This is a genomic window from Aquibacillus kalidii, assembly GCF_014280935.1.
Classification (GTDB): Bacteria; Bacillota; Bacilli; order Bacillales; family Amphibacillaceae; genus Aquibacillus_D; species Aquibacillus_D kalidii.
This window is the reverse complement of the sequence record NZ_JACLZI010000013.1, coordinates 55044-74555: the sequence shown is the minus strand read 5'-3', so window position 1 is coordinate 74555 and position 19512 is coordinate 55044. Positions and strand designations below refer to the sequence as shown.

At 35.8% G+C, this 19512-nt stretch carries 17 protein-coding genes; 6 read left to right on the top strand and 11 right to left on the bottom strand.

All coding sequences use genetic code 11. The features are described 5' to 3' along the window. Positions 1-7: 7 nt before the first annotated feature. Positions 8-1342, bottom strand: coding sequence for a spore germination protein (locus tag H7K77_RS02205; protein ID WP_186576078.1), 1335 nt, complete (start codon positions 1340-1342; stop codon positions 8-10). Positions 1343-1601: 259 nt separating this feature from the next. Here H7K77_RS02205 and H7K77_RS02200 point away from each other — a divergent pair, with 259 nt between their 5' ends. From H7K77_RS02200 to nagB, 3 genes are all read left to right on the top strand, one after another. After that, entirely contained in the window at positions 1602-1748 is a 147-nt protein-coding gene (locus H7K77_RS02200; RefSeq protein WP_186576077.1) for a hypothetical protein, read from the top strand. A 439-nt stretch (positions 1749-2187) separates the two neighbouring features. Continuing rightward, positions 2188-3375, top strand: coding sequence for an N-acetylglucosamine-6-phosphate deacetylase (gene nagA, locus H7K77_RS02195; RefSeq protein ID WP_186576076.1), 1188 nt, complete (start codon positions 2188-2190; stop codon positions 3373-3375). 1 nt (position 3376) lies between these two features. Next, complete coding sequence (gene nagB, locus H7K77_RS02190; RefSeq protein ID WP_186576075.1) at positions 3377-4105, top strand: glucosamine-6-phosphate deaminase; 729 nt, start codon at positions 3377-3379, stop codon at positions 4103-4105. Between the two features lie 156 nt (positions 4106-4261). Here the strand turns inward: nagB and H7K77_RS02185 are convergent, their stop codons facing one another. From H7K77_RS02185 to H7K77_RS02175, 3 genes are all read right to left on the bottom strand, one after another. Next, entirely contained in the window at positions 4262-4666 is a 405-nt protein-coding gene (locus H7K77_RS02185) for a DUF4181 domain-containing protein (protein ID WP_186576074.1), read from the bottom strand. Between the two features lie 261 nt (positions 4667-4927). Continuing rightward, the gene (locus H7K77_RS02180; RefSeq protein WP_186576073.1) at positions 4928-6643 is read right to left on the bottom strand and encodes a sensor histidine kinase; all 1716 of its coding nucleotides are present in this window, start codon (positions 6641-6643) and stop codon (positions 4928-4930) included. After that, positions 6640-7356 carry a response regulator transcription factor gene (locus tag H7K77_RS02175; RefSeq protein WP_186576072.1) on the bottom strand — a complete coding sequence of 239 codons (717 nt, stop codon included), beginning with the start codon at positions 7354-7356 and terminating at the stop codon, positions 6640-6642. The genes H7K77_RS02180 and H7K77_RS02175 overlap by 4 nt, the downstream gene beginning before the upstream one ends. A gap of 159 nt (positions 7357-7515) precedes the next feature. Between H7K77_RS02175 and H7K77_RS02170 the strand changes: the two genes are divergently transcribed. Beyond that, a complete protein-coding gene (locus tag H7K77_RS02170) occupies positions 7516-8718 on the top strand; it encodes a DUF418 domain-containing protein (RefSeq protein WP_186576124.1) in 1203 nt (400 codons plus the stop codon). Between the two features lie 240 nt (positions 8719-8958). Here H7K77_RS02170 and H7K77_RS02165 read toward each other — a convergent pair whose 3' ends face one another. From H7K77_RS02165 to H7K77_RS02135, 7 genes are all read right to left on the bottom strand, one after another. Then, positions 8959-9630 carry an ABC transporter ATP-binding protein gene (locus tag H7K77_RS02165; RefSeq protein WP_186576071.1) on the bottom strand — a complete coding sequence of 224 codons (672 nt, stop codon included), beginning with the start codon at positions 9628-9630 and terminating at the stop codon, positions 8959-8961. Next, complete coding sequence (locus H7K77_RS02160; RefSeq protein ID WP_235988811.1) at positions 9623-10759, bottom strand: ABC transporter permease; 1137 nt, start codon at positions 10757-10759, stop codon at positions 9623-9625. Before H7K77_RS02160 ends, H7K77_RS02165 begins: the two co-directional genes overlap by 8 nt. Then, positions 10759-11985 carry an ABC transporter permease gene (locus tag H7K77_RS02155; RefSeq protein ID WP_186576069.1) on the bottom strand — a complete coding sequence of 409 codons (1227 nt, stop codon included), beginning with the start codon at positions 11983-11985 and terminating at the stop codon, positions 10759-10761. Before H7K77_RS02155 ends, H7K77_RS02160 begins: the two co-directional genes overlap by 1 nt. Positions 11986-12003: 18 nt before the next feature. Further along, on the bottom strand, positions 12004-13608 hold the full coding sequence (locus H7K77_RS02150) for a DUF6583 family protein (protein WP_186576068.1): 1605 nt from the start codon (positions 13606-13608) through the stop codon (positions 12004-12006). A gap of 592 nt (positions 13609-14200) precedes the next feature. Further along, on the bottom strand, positions 14201-14962 hold the full coding sequence (locus H7K77_RS02145) for a transposase (protein WP_186576067.1): 762 nt from the start codon (positions 14960-14962) through the stop codon (positions 14201-14203). Positions 14963-15233: 271 nt separating this feature from the next. Then, entirely contained in the window at positions 15234-15617 is a 384-nt protein-coding gene (locus H7K77_RS02140) for a hypothetical protein (protein WP_186576066.1), read from the bottom strand. A gap of 471 nt (positions 15618-16088) precedes the next feature. Beyond that, positions 16089-17201: an endonuclease gene (locus tag H7K77_RS02135; RefSeq protein ID WP_222599166.1), complete on the bottom strand. Its 1113-nt coding sequence runs from the start codon at positions 17199-17201 to the stop codon at positions 16089-16091. Between the two features lie 158 nt (positions 17202-17359). Here H7K77_RS02135 and H7K77_RS02130 point away from each other — a divergent pair, with 158 nt between their 5' ends. After that, positions 17360-18313: an AAA family ATPase gene (locus H7K77_RS02130; protein ID WP_186576065.1), complete on the top strand. Its 954-nt coding sequence runs from the start codon at positions 17360-17362 to the stop codon at positions 18311-18313. Further along, positions 18310-19503, top strand: coding sequence for a DUF58 domain-containing protein (locus H7K77_RS02125; protein WP_186576064.1), 1194 nt, complete (start codon positions 18310-18312; stop codon positions 19501-19503). The genes H7K77_RS02130 and H7K77_RS02125 overlap by 4 nt, the downstream gene beginning before the upstream one ends. Positions 19504-19512 lie beyond the last annotated feature (9 nt).

Genomic DNA, 19512 nt, shown 5'->3' with positions numbered 1-19512 from the left:
TCCTCCTTTACTTTGAATCTTTCGACCGAATAAAAAACAACTTCAGATATGGCTGCCCACTACTTGAAAGATTAGCCAAATAGGCAACTAATCCAATTACTCCCATCACCAATCCAACCATTCCAAAAAATATAGTTAAGATTAGCAAAATATATTTAGCAACACGCATGGCAAAGGACATAGCGTTTATTGGTATAACAAAATTTGAGATCGCCACTGCTGCTACAATGATGATCATGACATTTGATACTAAACCTGCCTCCACTGCAGCTTGTCCTAAGATAAGCCCTCCGACTGTTGTCGCTGTAGAACCAATCGATTTAGGTAGCCGCACACTGGCTTCTGTCAATAGCTCCATCATTAATAACATAAACAGAACCTCCAGAAAGGCTGGATAAGGAACTCCTGCACGACTTCCAGCAATTCCTAGTGCTAATTGAACTCTAAAAAATTCTGGGTTATAAGCCGTGACCCCAATGTAAAAGGCTGGTAAAAGTAAACTGATAGCGAGTCCCATATATCGTAACAACACGATAAAACGGCTAATCCAAAAGGATTGATAGACATCCTCCATGGAGGACATAAAATCATAAAAAACAGATGGTGTAATCAAAACAAATGGAGTCCCATCTATAACAATTACTGCTTTTCCTTCCGCAAGATTATACGCAATCCGATCTGGTCGTTCTGTAATCATCATCGTAGGAAATAGCGTTCGCTTCTGAGTTGTTAATTGTTTGTGAAGTTGTCCCGCAGCTGATAATACAGCAATATCAACGTTTGCTAACGATTTCTCAATCCCTTCGATTAAGTCTGGTGATGCTAATTTTTCATCGTATAATATCATTGTCTTCGTTTGCGATTGTCTACCAATTTTCTTTGATTTAATTCGTAAGGAAGCTTGTGGATAACGATGGCGAATCTGATTTAAATTAGTCGTGATATCCTCGGTTAATGCATTTTGTGGACCTTGTATCACTGTCTCAACCGTCGCTTCCCCAACGTTGTTATTCACCACTTTTTCAAACTCAACGATTAACATTTCACCATTTAGCGAAATAGCAGCTCCACCTTGTAGAATCGCGGTTAATATGTCCTCTTTTTGTTTTACAGTTTTTGCATTGGGTAAAGATTTTATATAGTTTGTAAATTCCTGTGGGCTTGCCTCATAAAAAGGCTTTAAAACCTCTTTATGAAGGTTAACTTCGTCACACAGGCTGTTTATATAAATAATGGTTGCTTTTTGATTGGCGGATTTTATATTTCGACAAATAATATCGCTTGAAGAGCCTAACTGTTCCATTAACCAATCTTCAGTCTTAGCTTTATTTTGAAAGAACATGATCAGCCTCCTTCTTTGTTAAGGCCTTTTTTAGAACTAGATTCTATAGTATGTCCAATAAACATGCTAAATAAAAGAGGTAAGCTGATTGTCTCTGGGAAGGGTAAAAAGTACAGAAGCTACATATGAATTAAGAGTGGGATCTGGGGGGTTTCTATAAATAAAAAAATACATTTTTCAACAAAACTTTCGAAAAACTAGTTTAATAGATAAGACTAACGGGTACAGATTCAAGAATATAGATTTTGGAGGATTATGTATGGCTATAAAAACCATGGAAACTGAAACACTTAAGCAAATGCTTAATTCCCTATCACGAAACTCTGTTACAAACAACTTCACACAAAGCCTAGAATTCGCCCTATTAAAAAGAGCAATCCAATACGAATTAGACAAACGACCATAGGGGGTGCCTGTCACCACCCGAATTTTCTTGTTTCACAAGATTGTTTCACAGGGATTGGATAGGTTATTTCTTCTCTTTAGTAAATGGGTGGACGTGATCGAATATATTTTAGGTGAACTATTAGAATTGATAGACTTACACAGGCCAATAAAATCTTGTTCATAACTGTAATGGCGCCCGTGCTTTTATAGTTACACGTCCACCCGATCCCCCCAGGTCATGTAGGTTTTATACGTTTTAATAGAAGGTTTCTTTATCTATTCATTTTTTAACTAAGTCCATAATTACTACACGGAAATATATTCCCCCTGATTATAATTTTTCTCTACTACTCTAAATAATAAATAGCTAAAAAAGCAACACCTATAGATCGATTCTTTTCTCTTGCCTTATATTAGTGCTATGCTATTGCTATAAATAAAATGGGTGGTGTGCAAAAATGGTTAAAAATAAAACTATCCTCACTAATATACAAATCCATACAGAACAACGGGTCATTCCGAGTGGCTATATCAAATTTGAAAATGGCAAGATTACCGACGTTAATGATATGTCTTATCTTTCTGGGACAGGTGATTATCAAACTATTGAACTTCCATCTTCGTATAAAGCAATCCCCGGTATGATCGATATTCACATACACGGTGCAGGTGGTGCTGATGTTATGGATGCGACAACCGAGAGCTTACAAATAATGGCCACCACCCTACCAAAAGAAGGTACGACAGGCTTTCTAGCTACAACTATTACACAGAACCAGCAAGCAATAGATAAGGCACTTGAAAATGTAAATAATTTTATAGAAACCAAACAGCAAATTGGTCAGTCAGAAATCATTGGGATCCATTTAGAAGGTCCTTTCATTAATAAAATTCGAGCAGGAGCACAACCAACACAATTCATTACTAACCCCGATCTAGCATTATTCAAAAAATGGCAGGTTCTATCAAACAACCATATTAAAATAGTTACGTTAGCTCCAGAACAACCAAATGCAATGGAATTTATTCGCTATTTAAAACAACAAAACATTATCTCCTCAGTCGGACACTCAGATGCGACATTAGAACAAGTTGATCAGGCAGTTGCTGCTGGTTTATCACAAGTTACACACCTTTTTAATCAAATGAGAGAATTTCACCATCGTGAACCAGGCGTTGTCGGTGCGGCACTGCTAAGAGATGACTTAATAGCTGAAATCATTACAGATGGCATACATGTTCATCCTAATGCCGTTCAGCTAGCTTTTCAGCAAAAAACTGCAGATCGTCTTATTTTAATAACTGATGCCATACGTGCAAAGTGTCTAAGGGATGGGACTTATGAGCTTGGAGGCCAACGTGTAACAGTTGAATCAGGAAAAGTAGTACTAGACGATGGTACATTAGCAGGAAGTGTATTGACAATGGGGCAAGCATTTAAAAACATCCTTTCATTTTCCAACTGCTCGATCAAGGAAGCGATTTTAATGTCTTCGGTAAACCCGGCAAAACAATTAAACATTTTTGATCGGAAAGGAAGTATCGAAAATGGGAAAGATGCGGATATTGTTATATTGAATGAGAATAATGATATTATCATGACTTATTGCAGAGGAAAACTAGCATTTAATAAAGGAGCGGAATAACTTGAGACTTGTTTCTGCCAATGACTATCAGCAGTTAAGTCAATTAGCAGCTGATTTTATTTTAGAAAAAGTAAAGCAAGCAGAAAAACTGACACTTGGGTTGGCAACGGGCAGCACGCCGATTGGCACCTATCAGCTAATCATTGAGGATTATCAACATAATAAAACTTCTTACTCGCATGTAACAACTTTTAATTTAGATGAGTATGTCGGAATTAAGCCAACTGATCCAAATAGCTATCACTACTTTATGGAACAGAAATTATTTAAACACCTCCCCATTACAAGCGAACAAATCCATATTCCTAACGGTTTAGCAGTTGACTTAGAAGAAGAGTGTCGGTTATATGAAAGTAGGATAAAAGCACATGAAGGGATTGACCTTCAATTGTTGGGTATAGGTAGTAATGGTCATATCGGCTTTAACGAACCCGGAACAACTGTAAATTCCAGGACACACATTGTTAACCTAACAGAGGAAACTAGGCGATCAAACGCAAGATTTTTTGAAGCACTATCAGAGGTACCCACACAAGCAATTACCATGGGTTTAGGTACTATAATGGATAGTAAGGAGATTTTACTGTTGGTTTCTGGCAAATCCAAGTCCAAGGCCCTTTTCGACCTACTTGAAAAGAAACCCGATCCTAGTCTACCTGCATCAATTCTAGATAGTCACCCAAATGTAACGATTATTGCGGATCAAGATGCCTTGCAGTATGTGAAATGAAATAAATTTACACATTATAGGCTTTGCAAGAATAACTTTAACAACTACTACTATTAAAATTGACCATAGGAGATATTATAAAAAATAGATAATATCTCCACCCAAATAGGAATAACATACCAAAATTCTCAACTTATTTAAGAATCTCGCAACCTTTTAAATTAACCGATAGTAATTTGCAGCAAACAACACGATTAAAAACAGCAACCACGAGCTTAATTCGTAAATAGTATATTTATAATCGTTTTTATTAGTAGCAAACTTCCACTCCATGAAGGCCTTAGTTAGTTCAGATACAGTTAAAAAAGTGATTATATATATAAACGGATGGCCTTCGATGATAATTATTTTGGCAAAAAGGATAAAACAAATGATAAAGATGATCCTTATTATCCTATCTACCTTTTTATGTAACTGGTTTACATAGTTAAATAAAAAAATAGATTTTTTCTCCACACGTAACCATTCTCTTACCTTTTTGTTCAAAAAAAGGGAAAAGATGAAATATAAACCTAAGATGAGAATAACTTTATACCAAAATACCGTTTCATCACTAAACATCAGCACTTCTCCTTATAGATCATAATAAAATAAATGTACTTTTAATCACAAATTGGTTAGAATTGCTTTCACGCAGACGACTGTTGACCTTCTCGTACTACTATTCTCCTCTTTTTATTTTACCATATATATACAGTACATTACTCCTATATCTGTGTCCTTACTATATTATTTTTGGGACAGGGGGTCAGGTCCCCTGTCCCAGGACACCCGTATCCACAACAAAAGAAGATGAGCTATCAAACTCATCCTCCTTTATCTTCAGGCTTTAGGGATATTAACTCTGATTGTCGTACCATTATTTACTTCTGATTCAACATAGATTGTTCCGTTGTGTGCTTGAACAATTGCTTTTGCAATGCTCATGCCTAGGCCACTTCCGTCAGTAACATCCTCACTTCTAGTTCCTCTAAAATATCGAGTGAATAAGTTTTGTTGTGTTTTCTCATCCATTCCTATTCCATTATCCGCTATCTTTACCTCAATCTGCTCGACTTTAGTAGTCGCAGAAATAGTAATAGTAGTATTAGCTGAATTGTGCTTTACAGCGTTTATAATTAAATTATCTAACAGTCGTTCTATCCACTGTGCGTTTCCTAAAACTAATAGAGGATATTCAGGAAGAGAGAGGTGAATATTACTATATTCCTTATATTTATCAACACATCCCTCTATTATCTCCACTAAATTAAGCTCAGAAAAAGCAACCGGTAGTTCCTTTTGCTTTAGCTGTGAAATTAAAGAAAAATCCTGAATTAACTCAAGCATGTAGTCACTCTTTTTACGAATGGTTTCCCCAATTTCTTGTAGTTCCTTATCGTCCCATTGATATTGAGAGCTCTCCAGTAAATGTCCATACCCCTGGATCGTAGAAAGCGGGGTACGTAAATCATGAGAAATACCTGCCATCCATTCCTCCCTTTTTTGTTCAAGTAGACCTCGCTCCTTCTCAAGCGACGCTAATTGTTCTGCCATATCATAAAATTCGGCAATTACTTCTTTATAAAGTCGGTATCTTCTTTTTACCCCATTACGCTTGTTAAATAGTTTCTTTCGCTCTTTATCCGTAAAAACCTGTTCATATTGGCCATTTCTCATTCTCTCTAACCAACTTATGAATAAAAGTAGCGGTTGTCCGTAACGAATGCCATGCCAAACCGATAGAAAAATTAACAAAAGTAAAATTACAGCACCAATGCTTATTAATACAAGAATAACCTGTTGGGCAATTGAATAGCTAGCACCTTTACCATCTAGCTCTGAATGCAAAACCCAAGTGGTATTCGATAACTTTTTGACATTAATAGACGACCCGTACTTGTTTGGTTCTGCTAATTGAGCTGTTATTTGTAAAACGTCATACTGCTTCGGATCTGAACTGGCGCCTATTCGATCTATAACTTGACCGTCATGATTAATAATGTCTAAATACCCTTGAAACGGTTTTATTTTTTGCCCAATTGATGGCTCGTCCTCTTCTTTGATCGTTCCATTTTCATTATATTTTTCTATTAAATCTAGTAATAGCTGTTGCTTTTCATCTTGGTAACCAAGAACATAATAATAAGGTTGATCATAAAACATAGAATCAACTAAAGTACTAATTTGGTAATCCCCCAACACTTTAGAATCCTCCATCTTCATAATCTCTTCCATAGAATAGGTATCAGGAATGTGTGGAGGAATATTTATATCATAGATAACCTCTCCGTCTTTGTTTACAATTTGTAACCACATACTCTTTTCATACAATTTCTCAATCCATACATCTCTAACTTCCATATCACTCTCGGTAATCATTGTTTCTGATGCAATCGCTTCTAGCATCCCATTCGGGTAATTTTTATGTACCTCTTGATCGACAATAAACTTAACGACGAAAAATAAGACAACTAATAGAACGGTTGTCACTAAAAAAATCATAAAGATGAACTGAATGGAAAAATGGAAGGCGATTCTCCGTTTAATAGATTTCATACATTCGGTTCCGATACAAGTTTATATCCTAATCCCCTGACTGTGACTAGATATCTAGGGTTACTAGGATCTGGTTCAATCCGTTCACGTAAACGTCTGATATGTACCATAATTGTGTTGTCATCCACAATATTGTCGATCCCCCACACAGCTTCAAACAAGTCCATCTTTGTAAAAACACGATTTGGATGCCTACATAAAAAAATAAGTAACCTATATACAAGAGCTGGGCAATTTATCGTTTTCTCGTTCACTCTTAATTCCTTTGTAATTTCGTTAACCTGAAAGTAGCCAAAGTCATAAATAGGAGATTTTAATTTAGAACTGTTAAAAGTAGTCGATTGTGAAATACGTCTTTGAACGGCTTTCATTCTTGCGACAATTTCTAGTGGATTAAATGGCTTCGTAACATAATCATCTGCCCCCATAGCAAAACCTGTTAATACATCAAAATCAGTCGTTTTAGCTGTCAGGTACAAAATATAAGCATTTGTTTTCTCCCGAATCTTTGGCCCTAAATCAAATCCACTACCATCCGGTAGCATCACATCGAGTACAATAAAATCAAAGGAATTTCTTTCTATTTGTTGAATCACTTCCTTGGCAGTGAAGGCCGTTTTAATGTTTGTATAGCCTTCTTTTTTCAGTACTTTCTCTAACATTAAAATAATTGATTGCTCATCATCGACCAATAAAATGTTTAAATTTTCCACCATCTCCACCTCAAAATCTATCCTATCATAGAAACCTTACGAAAACCTTACCATTTGCTAATCAATTTTAATGAAACAGTAAGCTTTTTATATAATTTTATGTAAGAGAGCTATAGTATTATAGTAGTGAGACTTAGAAGCAAAGGGGAACTTACATTGATGAAAACACGAATTACGGTTGTAGACAGATTACGGGGAATCAGTTTATTTGGAATTCTCGCTGCAAATATGCTTATTTTTCAATACGGGATTTATGGGAAGGATGAAATGAGTCATTATTCCTTATTAAAGATCGATGAAATCACCCATTTAGTTCTGAAAATAGTAATCGAATCGAGCTTCATGCCAATTTTCGCATTCTTATTTGGCTACGGAATTATTAAAATGCAAGAAAATCTAAAACATAAACAATTGCCTGTTAAACGATATTTAGCTAGACGGTTTCTTCTTTTATTTATTATTGGTATTCTTCATAGCACATTCCTTTGGGAAGGAGACATTTTAACAAGCTATGGCTTGACTGGTTTCTTGTTATTATTATTTTTGAACAGAAAAGCGAAGACACTATTGGTCTGGGCAATCGTTATGCTAACTTTATCTGGTTTGTTAGGCTATGGTAGTAGTGCAGAAGTAGCAACAACAGCTGAAGAAAAAGAAATAATGAGCGAATATGTGACAAGTACAATAGATATATATAGGAACGGATCTTTTAGTGAAATTATGTCTCACCGTATGAATGAAGACCCATTAACAGAAATGCTACCAGGGGGAGCGATTCTGCTTGTCCTACTTCTCTCACCAATTATGCTGTTGCCAATGTTCTTATTTGGAATCATCGCTGCTAAACAACAGTGGTTTTTAAATATAGATAACTACCAAAACCGTTGGAAAAAGTTAGCGACTGGATTCGTTATCAGTGGTATTTTATTAAAAATGATGCCGTATTTATTCCCAGACCTAGGCCTTAGTGGTATTGGTTATACGCTAGGCGGACCACTTCTTGCCTTTGGTTATATCTTTTTATTTTCTTTGTTGTTAAATAATCAAAATAACATACTTGCAAAAGGGTTTGAAGCAATCGGTAGACTCTCTCTAACTAACTATCTTTTTCAAACCATCGTCTGTATCTTGATTTTTTATGGGTTTGGATTAGGATTATTCGGTAAACTTGGGGTCTTATGGGGAGTTGGACTGACTATAGTGATCTTTAGTGCACAAATGGTAACTAGTTTACTATATTTGAAAACCTTTAGAATTGGTCCTTTTGAAAAAATATTACGGATGTGGACTTATTTTACCTGGAGCGGAAGAATAAAAACGGCGAACAACGTGAAAGACTTTGATTTACGCCAAATAAAATAAAGCTCTTAATTTGGATAAGTGCTCTTAGTGATTAGATCAGTTTGTTCCTTTCAATACAAAAATCGCAACGATTCACAACAATCAGCGTTCTCATTGCTACTGACGAATACGTTTTAGATATTGTAACAAAATCAACAATTGGTTATGAAAAGGCCTAAAGTAAAAAAGGTAGAGTCAAATCGCGACTCTACCTTTTGACTTTAGGAAACTTTTAAAACCAGGACAACCATCCCAAATGTCTCAAAGTACTTCTACCTTTTTCCCATTTTCAAGCAGTAAGTTCTTATAAAACGGGTCATTTCCAATAACATAGATTCGATCGCAATAGGTCATGATCTCTTCCATATCATGAGATGTATAAATGATCGTTTTCCCTTTCACTTTCGCTAAATCATGAAGATAGGAACCAATTTCTTTTCTGGATTTTAAATCAATTCCTACTGTTGGTTCATCAAGAAGAAGAATGTCAGGATCATGAATGAGACTGATAGCTATGTTCAACTTACGCTTCATTCCCCCAGACAACGACTGTGTCTTCTCCTTCCATCGATCTAGCTTCATATCCAAACAGAGTTGCCTTAGCTGTTCACGCGATTTTCTAACCCAAGACAGCTGCTCAAAGAATACCATATTTTCTTCTACCGAAAATTCCTCCCAGACCGCGATATCTTGCGGAATAAATCCAATCTTCTGTCTCAGCTTTTGCCGATCTGATTCATAACGAAGTCCATTGAATTCGATGTGCCCTTTTTCTAGCGGAATCAAAGTAGCTAGCGTATTTAACAACGTAGATTTACCAGCTCCATTTTCCCCAACTAAGCCAACAACCTCTCCCGGATTTACTTGAAAAGTAACATCTGCTAACACTTGCTTTGAATCATAATTCTTTGATAAGGACTCTACTTTAAGCATAGACCTTCTCCTTTCTCCAATACCAAATAAACAGCACAACAAGAAGTAGGATAAGCCAACTACTAACCAGTTTTCCCTCAAGGAAGGTGTGAACTGGACTCAAATGTATTACCCAGGGCATGTTGCGTACCAATCCTTCTATCGGTATAAACGCTCCTCCAATTACGGAAAGCAAAATCGTAATTGGGATTACAACAACAACGTAATAAAACGGCACTCGAAAACATTGTGCAAATAAGAAAGCCGCCATACTAATCGTAATACGATAACTTATCAACGCTAGTACTTGTTGGATATTTATCGACTGATCAAAGTAATGAACGAGAATACCTATATTAAGGAAATCAAATAGCATAAATAAAATAAGATAGACAATCCAGTTTCTAAGTAAGTAATCCTTAAAGGACATTTTTAAAAAGGATAGCCTGATTCTAATCGATGACTGCTTTTCTTTTATAACCCAATCAAATAGAAAGAAGGTGGTTAACAAGCTAAAAAAAGACCATATCCCCCAAACATTCCATAAAGAAATACTATTTTCTTCCTGTACAGGGACTGTTTGGTTATGAAAAGAGAAGCTTGAATGTAGTAACGACTCATCTTCTCGGATTTGATTACTTGTCATGACGATTTCATCCCAAGTCCAGTTTCTTTCCACATTATAATGTTGAATCATTTGCCGAACAATGTGTGCTGCACGTGAGCTCCCTGCATCTTGTTGTGCATAGGAGGCGATTGCTTCTTTCACTGGGGTATAGGCTAGAGACATATCTGATATATAAGCTGTTAGTAACTGGTTGCGACTATTATCTTTTATACTTTCCTGATAGCCTTCTTCAATGACAAAGACACTATCTAATTCATGTTGTTCTAACTTTACAAGTGCTACATCTTCACTCCATTTTTCTACACGTATTAAGGGCGTAGCTTCAATTGCCTTGGTTAGGGTATCAGCCATTATCGAGTTATCTTTCACTACAAGTCCTACAGGTATTTTCGTATCTTCTTGCCATTTGTCCGCTATTGTAATAAAAATGGTGGTAGCCAAAAGAGGTAAAAGCAGCCAACAAATAAGACTAAAACCCTGCTTACGCCAATGTAAGATTCGTGTTTTAAGGATGGCTATCATCAAGCTGCACGCTCCTTCCACATAGCAATGGCAGTCAGTATAAAGAAACTAGCAATTGCCAATATAAATAATAACAGGAACTCAGCATACAGCCGTCCTTTAATCGCAACCTCTATTAACCAATTAAATGATTCCGTTGAATAAATATATGGCAGAAAGGATTTCAATTTTTCAGGGAAATAAAGTGCAGGAATAATTGCCCCACTTAACAGTAACGTTAGTCCTGTAAAGGCAATTTGTACAAGCATTGATGCTTTCTCCGATTTAATTAATAATTCTAAAATAGCTATTCCAAATAAGAAAATGACACTATGCAACAAGACTAGCAAACCAATTCGTGCGTAATCCCCTAAATAAAATTCAATAGTAAAAATCTTAATATAACTATAAAAGCTTACCATAGCTAAAATTAATCCATAAAATAAAACGATAGTTATACGTGAAATAGTACGTTGAAATATAGTGATGCCGTATAACTTCATTCGATTCCGCATGGCGATGCTATCTTCTTTTCCCAATAAAATATAAAGGCTGACGATCCATACCGTGAAAAGTACAAACCACCCCGCTAGTGTGAAATATTGCAAAGGAGAAGATGTCGTTAGATTGGTTATTTCCTCTAGCTCTATTATTTTATCCTTGGATAGTGTAAACAACATGAACTGATTAAATTGCTGCATCAGCATTTCTTGTCTATCCTCTGTTTCAATCGGTAATTGCTTAGCGTATTCATTAATCGTCAAGATGTTAGCTTGTGCTGACGCAATATATCTAGTCATGCTGTCAATTAATTCTTTTATGATATAGCTCTCAACGGGGTTATCAGGATTCCCAACAATCGGTATTTCCACTGAACGTCCATTGTACAGGTCATCCGTAAAATTTTCTGGAAATGTAATATAACCACTAGCATTTCCATTCTCAATTGCTCGTAATGCTTCAGACTCTGAATAATGGTTAATATGTATGTAGGAACCAAGTAAAGAAGAATCATCGATTACTTTTACTAGCATTGTAGTCTCATCTGATTGGTCATGGTCAACTAATCCTACCTGTATAGCTTGTTTTTCTTCATCATTTGTAAAAAACATGGACACCATTACAAAGAAGCATAGACCGATAATAAGTATTGGAAATAGCAAAAGAAGAGGAAGAGACTTCCACTTCTTTTGCAGCTGTTTCTGATATTGTTTTATAAAAAAGATAATTCGGCTTAAACTTAACATGTTAAACACATCCGTTCATTAAAAGCCTGTGTTTGCATTATTTAAAGAGCCATAGAAACCCATCATCCATTGTTGGAATTGTGGCATAGCCTCTTCCATCATATATGTTTGGATTTCTTCTGCACTCATAGCCCCTAGGTCAACCACTTCTTTAGAATCTGTATCAATATCTAAACTTTTAACTATTTTAGCATCATTATTTACATTCAACTGAAAAATGTCAGAACTAATTCCTTCCCCAACTAGGGCAAAATGATGCTCTCCATTCATCTGATCCTTCTCATAGGTTGATGAACCATCCCAGCTTAACTCAAAATTAGACATCGAAGCTGGATCCTTCATTGCAAATGAACGATCAAACTCTCTCGTACCGTCTTTTAACTCTTCTGTCCCAGTATAAGAAAGCTCCATATCTTCCACAGCAATAGTAATTTTATCATCAGCTTTTTTGTCTTTCCAAGAAAGATCTCCAGTGATGTTTACTACACCCTCATCAACATCATCTTTGAATCCAAGCTCATAATCAAAGCTTTGCTTTTCTTTCGTTAATGACTGTGTTCCAGTTACAGTTAACTTTGCCAACTCAGATTCAGAAGGTCCCATTTCAATTGAAAAGTCACGTTTAACTACTAACTCGTCTTTAATCCATAAAGTCGAAGTTAAACCATTAGGGATTTGGAAGTCTTTTAATTCTTTCTTAACATCTGCAATTCCAGTTTCAAAGTCTTCTAGAATTTGTGTTAAGTCACCAGCAGAATACGAAACAGGATCAAGAGAAGCTTGTTGTTTAATTAAATCTTTTAATTTCTCATCTTTCTCCATCTCCGTTAAAACTTTTTCGATAATACTCTTTAGTTTTTCTTCTGAAAGTTTTAGCGTGATTTTTGATGCCTTAACTTCTTCCCCATTTACTTCTACTTTCTCATCTTTAGATGTAAAAGCTTCTTCAGGCAATTCATCATAAATCATTTTAAGATATGTATCTTGAAAATGCTTCTTATCCTCTTCACTGAGAACAGTTTGATTGAAAAATGTTTCGAATTTATACTCTTCTTCCCCAGTAAAAGTCATAGGATCTAATTCATATAGAAGAGCCCCTAAGTCACTTTCATTCACCTGCAAGAACTTATCAAGGAATGGTAATGACGCCATCATTTTATCTGCCGTTAAATAAAATTTAATATCTTCAATCGGCATTTCAGCAACATTAGCACTTAATTCCATAGCCATTTCCTTTTTCTCTGGATCAAGACTGTTCTTAAGCGTAATAGATGAACTGTTAATGATTGATTGCATACCCGTTGAATCAAATCCACTTGGGTCATTAAATTCAGCAGAAAGCTCAACAGTAGATTCACTTGGCTTCTTCTTTACTTCCTCTGCCCACGCAAATTCATCGCTATAACGATCTTTTACTACATCCGTCATAAACTGAGCAGACTTTAATTCAGCACTAAAATACTCCTCTTTCGGATTCTTCTTCAGTAGCGCAGATGCCGAAATACTCGCAACAACAATAATCGCAACTGCTACCAAAGCAACAATCCACACCGTCTTTCTCGAAGACTTCTTCACATTTTGTTCCTGTTCCAAACTAATCCCCTCTTCCTTTTTTTGGGACATGGGGACAGGTCCCTTGTCCCATTAAGTACGAAATACCACATAGATAAATAAAAGAATAATAGTAGTTCTTTTCGTCACATTTCTTAACAATAAACCATTTTTCGATAATTTGCTAGCTATTTTGAGTTATTTCCCCTTCACTTTTTTTACTACTAATTCCACCTTGTTGTCAAATAATGTTAAAGCATCCTAAAGTCTACAAATACCCAATCCGAACACAAAATCGGGATTATATACAATATTTTCCTAAAAACGAAAAGATAGTATATACCTATTTTTCCCTAAGATCATTTTCCTAGTTAGATTGCTATGTTTTATTTAAGTAAGCTCACTAGGTAATTAGGATGATTTTAAACAAATTCTTCTAACAACCCAGGTGACGATGCTTTTTCACCTATCAAATCCCCTTTTATAAATAGTTACGATCTACTCAATCTTTTAGTTTCATATTCCTCCCTTCATATCCTCTTCAAGGGTATTTACCTAACAGTTTGTCTTATTCCAATTTTTTGTAAAAATAACAAAAGAAAAATCAACATATCTAAATCAACAGGGGATATACTCTGGTAGCAGTCGTCAGGAAACATGTCCATTATCCAATACGGTCAATGACACTTTTAGAGATGCCTGTAACTCTTGACAGTTGCCTGATCGTGACACCATCCAGTTTTTTCAATTCAGCTAAAAGTGCATCTCTCGATTTTTTATTTAACTGTTGCAATGTACTAATCTTTTCAATTCCTAACTTTTCGATGTGCTTGATGACATCTGCATCCGGTATAGCCACTTTTTTATGACTTTCTAAACATATATCATTATTTGACTGTTGCATGTATTCCTTAAAGAATTGTAATGATTTATCATTATCGGAGGAAAATAGTGTGAGGGCCAGATCAATATCGACAATTTGGGGATTAGCCAGGTATTCGACTATGCTAGTCCAATTCGACTCAAACACACTAGATGATAACCCGGCTTTAACGGGATTCTGATGAATATAACGTAGCACGGTAAGAAAATAACGAGGATCTTCTACAGGTTCACTCTTAAACCTATCTTGAAACAAATGGCCACATCTATCATACTTGTTATTGTACCAATAAACGTAGCTACTACTTATCCTTTGAACAACTTTCGAAACGGTCTCTTCTATTTCTTTCATCAATAAATGAATATGGTTATCCATTAGGCAGTAACCATATATTTGGCTACCGCTAACCTCTTTGAACCTTTTTAATGTATCTAAAAACCTTATTCTATCTTGATCATCCTCAAAGATAACCTGCCTATTAATGCCTCTTAACATAAGATGATACATTCCATTATAGCTTAGCTTTCTGGACTGTCTTACCATGACTTGTTCACCTCTCGGGGTTTAAGGGGGGTGGAATAGCTTGTACATTAGGGGATTTGGTAGAATTCTTGATATTTTTTGTATATTACCACAAAGTTCACCACTTCTGTGATAAATGTTCCACTTCATTACAAGTTACGTACTAGTTAAGCAGATTTCCTTATCATAACAAAAAGACATGTTCCCTCTTCATACTGGAAACATGTCTTTATTTATATCCTCTCACGTACTATAAACTCTCCTTTTTACAAACAGCATTTCTTTTAAAAAATCATTTTCTAAAATTAAATTTTTTCCTATTACTTTGAGCTGGAATACCATACTTTGTGCTAGCTTGAGCAAAAACCTTTGAAAACTTCGCCTCAATCTCTGGTAATTCATCGGCCTTTATTGGAGCAACTCTTACTAATAAACCATCTTCTACAATTCCTTCAACTAAGGATAGAAGGGCCTCTTCCTCATCCTGTCTTTCCATTGCAAGAAACTGGCGATTGTCGTGAACTAAATTACAGATAACAAGGTATTGACCGTTTTGTTCTGGATGTTCCAGGTCACCAATTGATATTTTCGTCGGTTTCCTAAAAATAGGTTTATCTAACCCCTTTTTCTTGCGTTTATAATCGTTGAAATTGATAACAATACCTTTCTCTGACATAAGATAAACGCTCCTCGCTTTTTGGATTTAGTTAGTAATTCTTATTGTACGTTCTCCATAGAGATTACGTGAATCATGCGCTAAACTTTTCCACTTAAGGTGCATTCTCAATATCAAAGGGCCTTTTACATTTTCCAGGTACAAAAAATAGCCTCTTATAGAAGGAAGGGCTATCTTATAAAGATTGATACTTTTAGCTTTCGTAAAAAAATCAATTCTATTCTATTTATTTCCAAACTTCATTACAAACATTCACTCATTACCATAATTGGTGTTTATTACCCACTCAAGTATTGAAAAAACCTTTCTCAAACAGCCTAACTTATACTGAATCCTCTTATCACCTACCTTTTCAGGAAATAAGTTGATACTCATATAAGTATAACATAGTTACGCTAAGTATTATATGTTATATCTTAAAATTCTGTTAATTCACAGGAGGAAAGGGACAGAAGCACCTTTCCTCTCCTATTACCAGATCTCTTCTACATATTCTGGATGGTCAATAAATGGATTACGATTGCCTTGGTAATTTGAGTAAATTAATTGGTTTCTTGATCTTTCAAAACTATCAACAGGATCCTCCTGGTGCCACTGTTTCAATGTTGAAATTTTTCCAAGGTATGGACCTCTCGTACCTACTTGATCAACTATTTCTAAATCTACTTCACCTTGATCGCCCTCATAGCGAACTGCCATGTAAAATATCATTCTAGCCACATCGCCTTTCACATCATCACGCGGCTCCCACGAATCAGAGTCATAATACGTATCAGTAGCTTCATAGAATGCATTTCCTCCGTTGTCGAAGTCAAGGTTCCCCCGCCTTGAATTCACCGATACATCTGTTGGTCGAAGATGATGAATATCTGTTCCAGCCCCCATTGTCGTTCCAAAATCACCATGAGATTTTGCCCAAACATGTTCTCTATTCCATTCATCTATATATCCTCCATTACTATATTTAGAAATGGAATTTCCAGTATAAAGCAACAAAACATTGTTTGAGTTATTTGGATCTTCATCCGTATGACGTAAAGCATCCCATACTTGACTATAGGATAACTCCCTGTGATCATCAATAATTTCATGAAGTGCCTGTTTCAGCGATACACCTGAAAGCCCATGAGCATCTTCATAATAACTATTTGGTGAAGAGCCGCTATCTCCACCTACACTACTATCATCGGAAATTGTATTTATTGATGTAATATTCTCTATTCCTTGGTGACTAAAATAAGGATCCCGTACACCTTCTACCTTCACCTTAGACCCTTTAAGACTAGGATTATTGTTAAGACCGAATTGGCTTCGATATTCTGAATCTAGTTTTACATACACCATATGGTTAGCTTCCGTTTCGTTTGGATCGTCGGCTAAAGCCAATGCATAGTTACTACTAAAATCACTTTGTTCTACATTGCTTACCGAAGTAGGTACTCCAACAACATACCCTTCAACAGTGACATCTGTTCCATCAGCCATACCTAATACTTCCTGAACAGTTACAAATGAAGTAGCTTGACTAATTGGAACAAACACAAAGAAAACTATACTAACTATGAACAGAATATTTCTTTTCAATTGTCAAAACACATCCTCTCTTTATTATCATATGTATTACAAACTAACTGAATTTAACACAGTTAGTTAATGGGACAAGGGACCTGTCCCTTTGTCCCTAAATTTGGTAAACTATAGGAATTATAGTTAGTTATATAGATAAGGGGAGTCTTACATTTATGAATGAGCATATTAAACAGGTTCAAGATGCAATGGACGAGATTAGTAAGGTTGTTATAGGGAAAGAAGATGTTATTGAAAAGTTATTTATTGCGTTATTATCAGATGGTCACGTTCTTCTTGAAAGTGTTCCCGGTTCCGGTAAAACGAAATTAGCGAATAGCTTTGCAAAAGTGATGAATGGTCAGTTTAGTAGAGTACAGTTTACACCAGACGTATTGCCAAGTGATGTAACTGGAATTCAATTTTTTAATCCACAAAAACAACAATTTGAGTTACGTACCGGTCCTGTCGTTACGAACATTCTATTAGCTGATGAAATCAACCGCGCCACACCTAAAACCCAATCAAGTTTACTAGAAGCAATGGGAGAACAACAAGCTACGGTTGACGGGGAAACGATTAAATTACCTAATCCATTTTTTGTTATAGCTACACAAAACCCTTTAGAGAATAACCATGGAACCTTTCCGTTACCAGAGGCACAATTAGATAGGTTTTTATTCAAGCTCGAAATGTCTTATCCTTCTTTTGAAGAAGAAAAGGATATTCTCCTATCCTATCGAACAAAAGAGCCAATTGATTTATTAAAAAGTAAATTGTCTATCGAATCTATTAGCGAATTAAAAAAGTCCGTAAAAGAAATTGAAACAGCGGATACGGTTGTGGACTACTGTTTACATATTGCTAGGGCTACTAGAGAGAACAGTGACATTGAAGTAGGAATTAGTACTCGGGCTGTATTAGGTTGGATACGTGCTTGCCAGGCACGTGCTTTATTGAAAGGAAGAAGTTATATCACACCAGATGATGCCAAAGATTTGATTGTACCTGTTTTTGAACACCGCCTTGTACTAAGTATGGAAGCAACTTTACGAAAATCTCCGGAACAAGTCATGAATGAAATAATAACAGCTATTGATGTTCCTGTTGAAATTGAGGCACCAGAATGATCCGTTGGAAAAAAGATCAAACAGATTCACAAAAACAGAATGGACTTTTAGTCAGCATAGGCATCCTATGTATCGCTATAGGTATCTTACTCAATCGTCCGTTATTATTTGTAGTTGCTGCTTTTATTTTTGCATTCGTTGTACTGAACATGACTTTTGCAAAAGTAGCAGGTCAAAAACTATTTCTTCAAAATAAAAAACAGACGCTCTCCATGTTTCCTGGTGACCAAGTAAAAGTACAATTAGTTATTTATAACCATTCCAAAATCCCAATTCAAAATGGAAAGCTAACCTTTTCCACAACAAGTGAATTGGAAGAAACAAGTTTCAAGATTGAATCAAAATTAGGTAACGAAACACGAAACGCCCTTCCCCTTTCTATTCCTAATACGAGCGAGGTAAAGGTGAATTTTTCTTTTCTAGCTAAACATCGTGGGATGACGAAACTAACGAAATTAAACTATACTTTCCCAAATATGTTTGGTTTTGATTTTATTTCATTGGTTCCTAGTCAAGTTTATGATACAGAGTTACTTGTTTTCCCTGAAGCTAAACAAGTAAGCGGTGTTGAAGAGTTGATCAGCAAAGCCTTTGGTAATAATCGTGCACTTGTTTCCCCATTTGAGGACGTCTTGGAAGCTATAGGAACAAGGGATTATGTATCTTCTGATTCTTTGCAGAGGGTTCACTGGAAGGCTAGTGCTAAAACACAAAAACTTCAAACAAAGGTATTTGAAAGAAAGTGGGATATGTCTTGGACAGTTGTCGTTAACGTGGCATCCTATAGTAGACTGGATAATGCCTACATGTCAAAAAAATTAGAAGACTATATCTCAGTTGCAACCTATCTTTGCTACAAAGCCACCGAAATTGGTTTTCCCATTGAATTACACATTAACATAAAGAGTCCAGGCAGCTATGGATATTTCCGAACAGAGCGTGGTGAAGGAGATAATCATTTAAAGATGCTGCTTAATCTTTTAGCACGCATAAAGAAACAGGAAATGCTTTTTACGATTACACACGTCATGTATCGAATCAATCAGCACTTGGCAGACCATCGCAACATTATTTTTGTCGGGGATAAACACGATTCCACTATTACTTATTTAAATGAATGGAAGAAAAAAGGTGTTCAAGTATTTCATATTCAACAGGAAGATGAAAACTATTGGATAGAAAAAATATAGAAGGGAGCG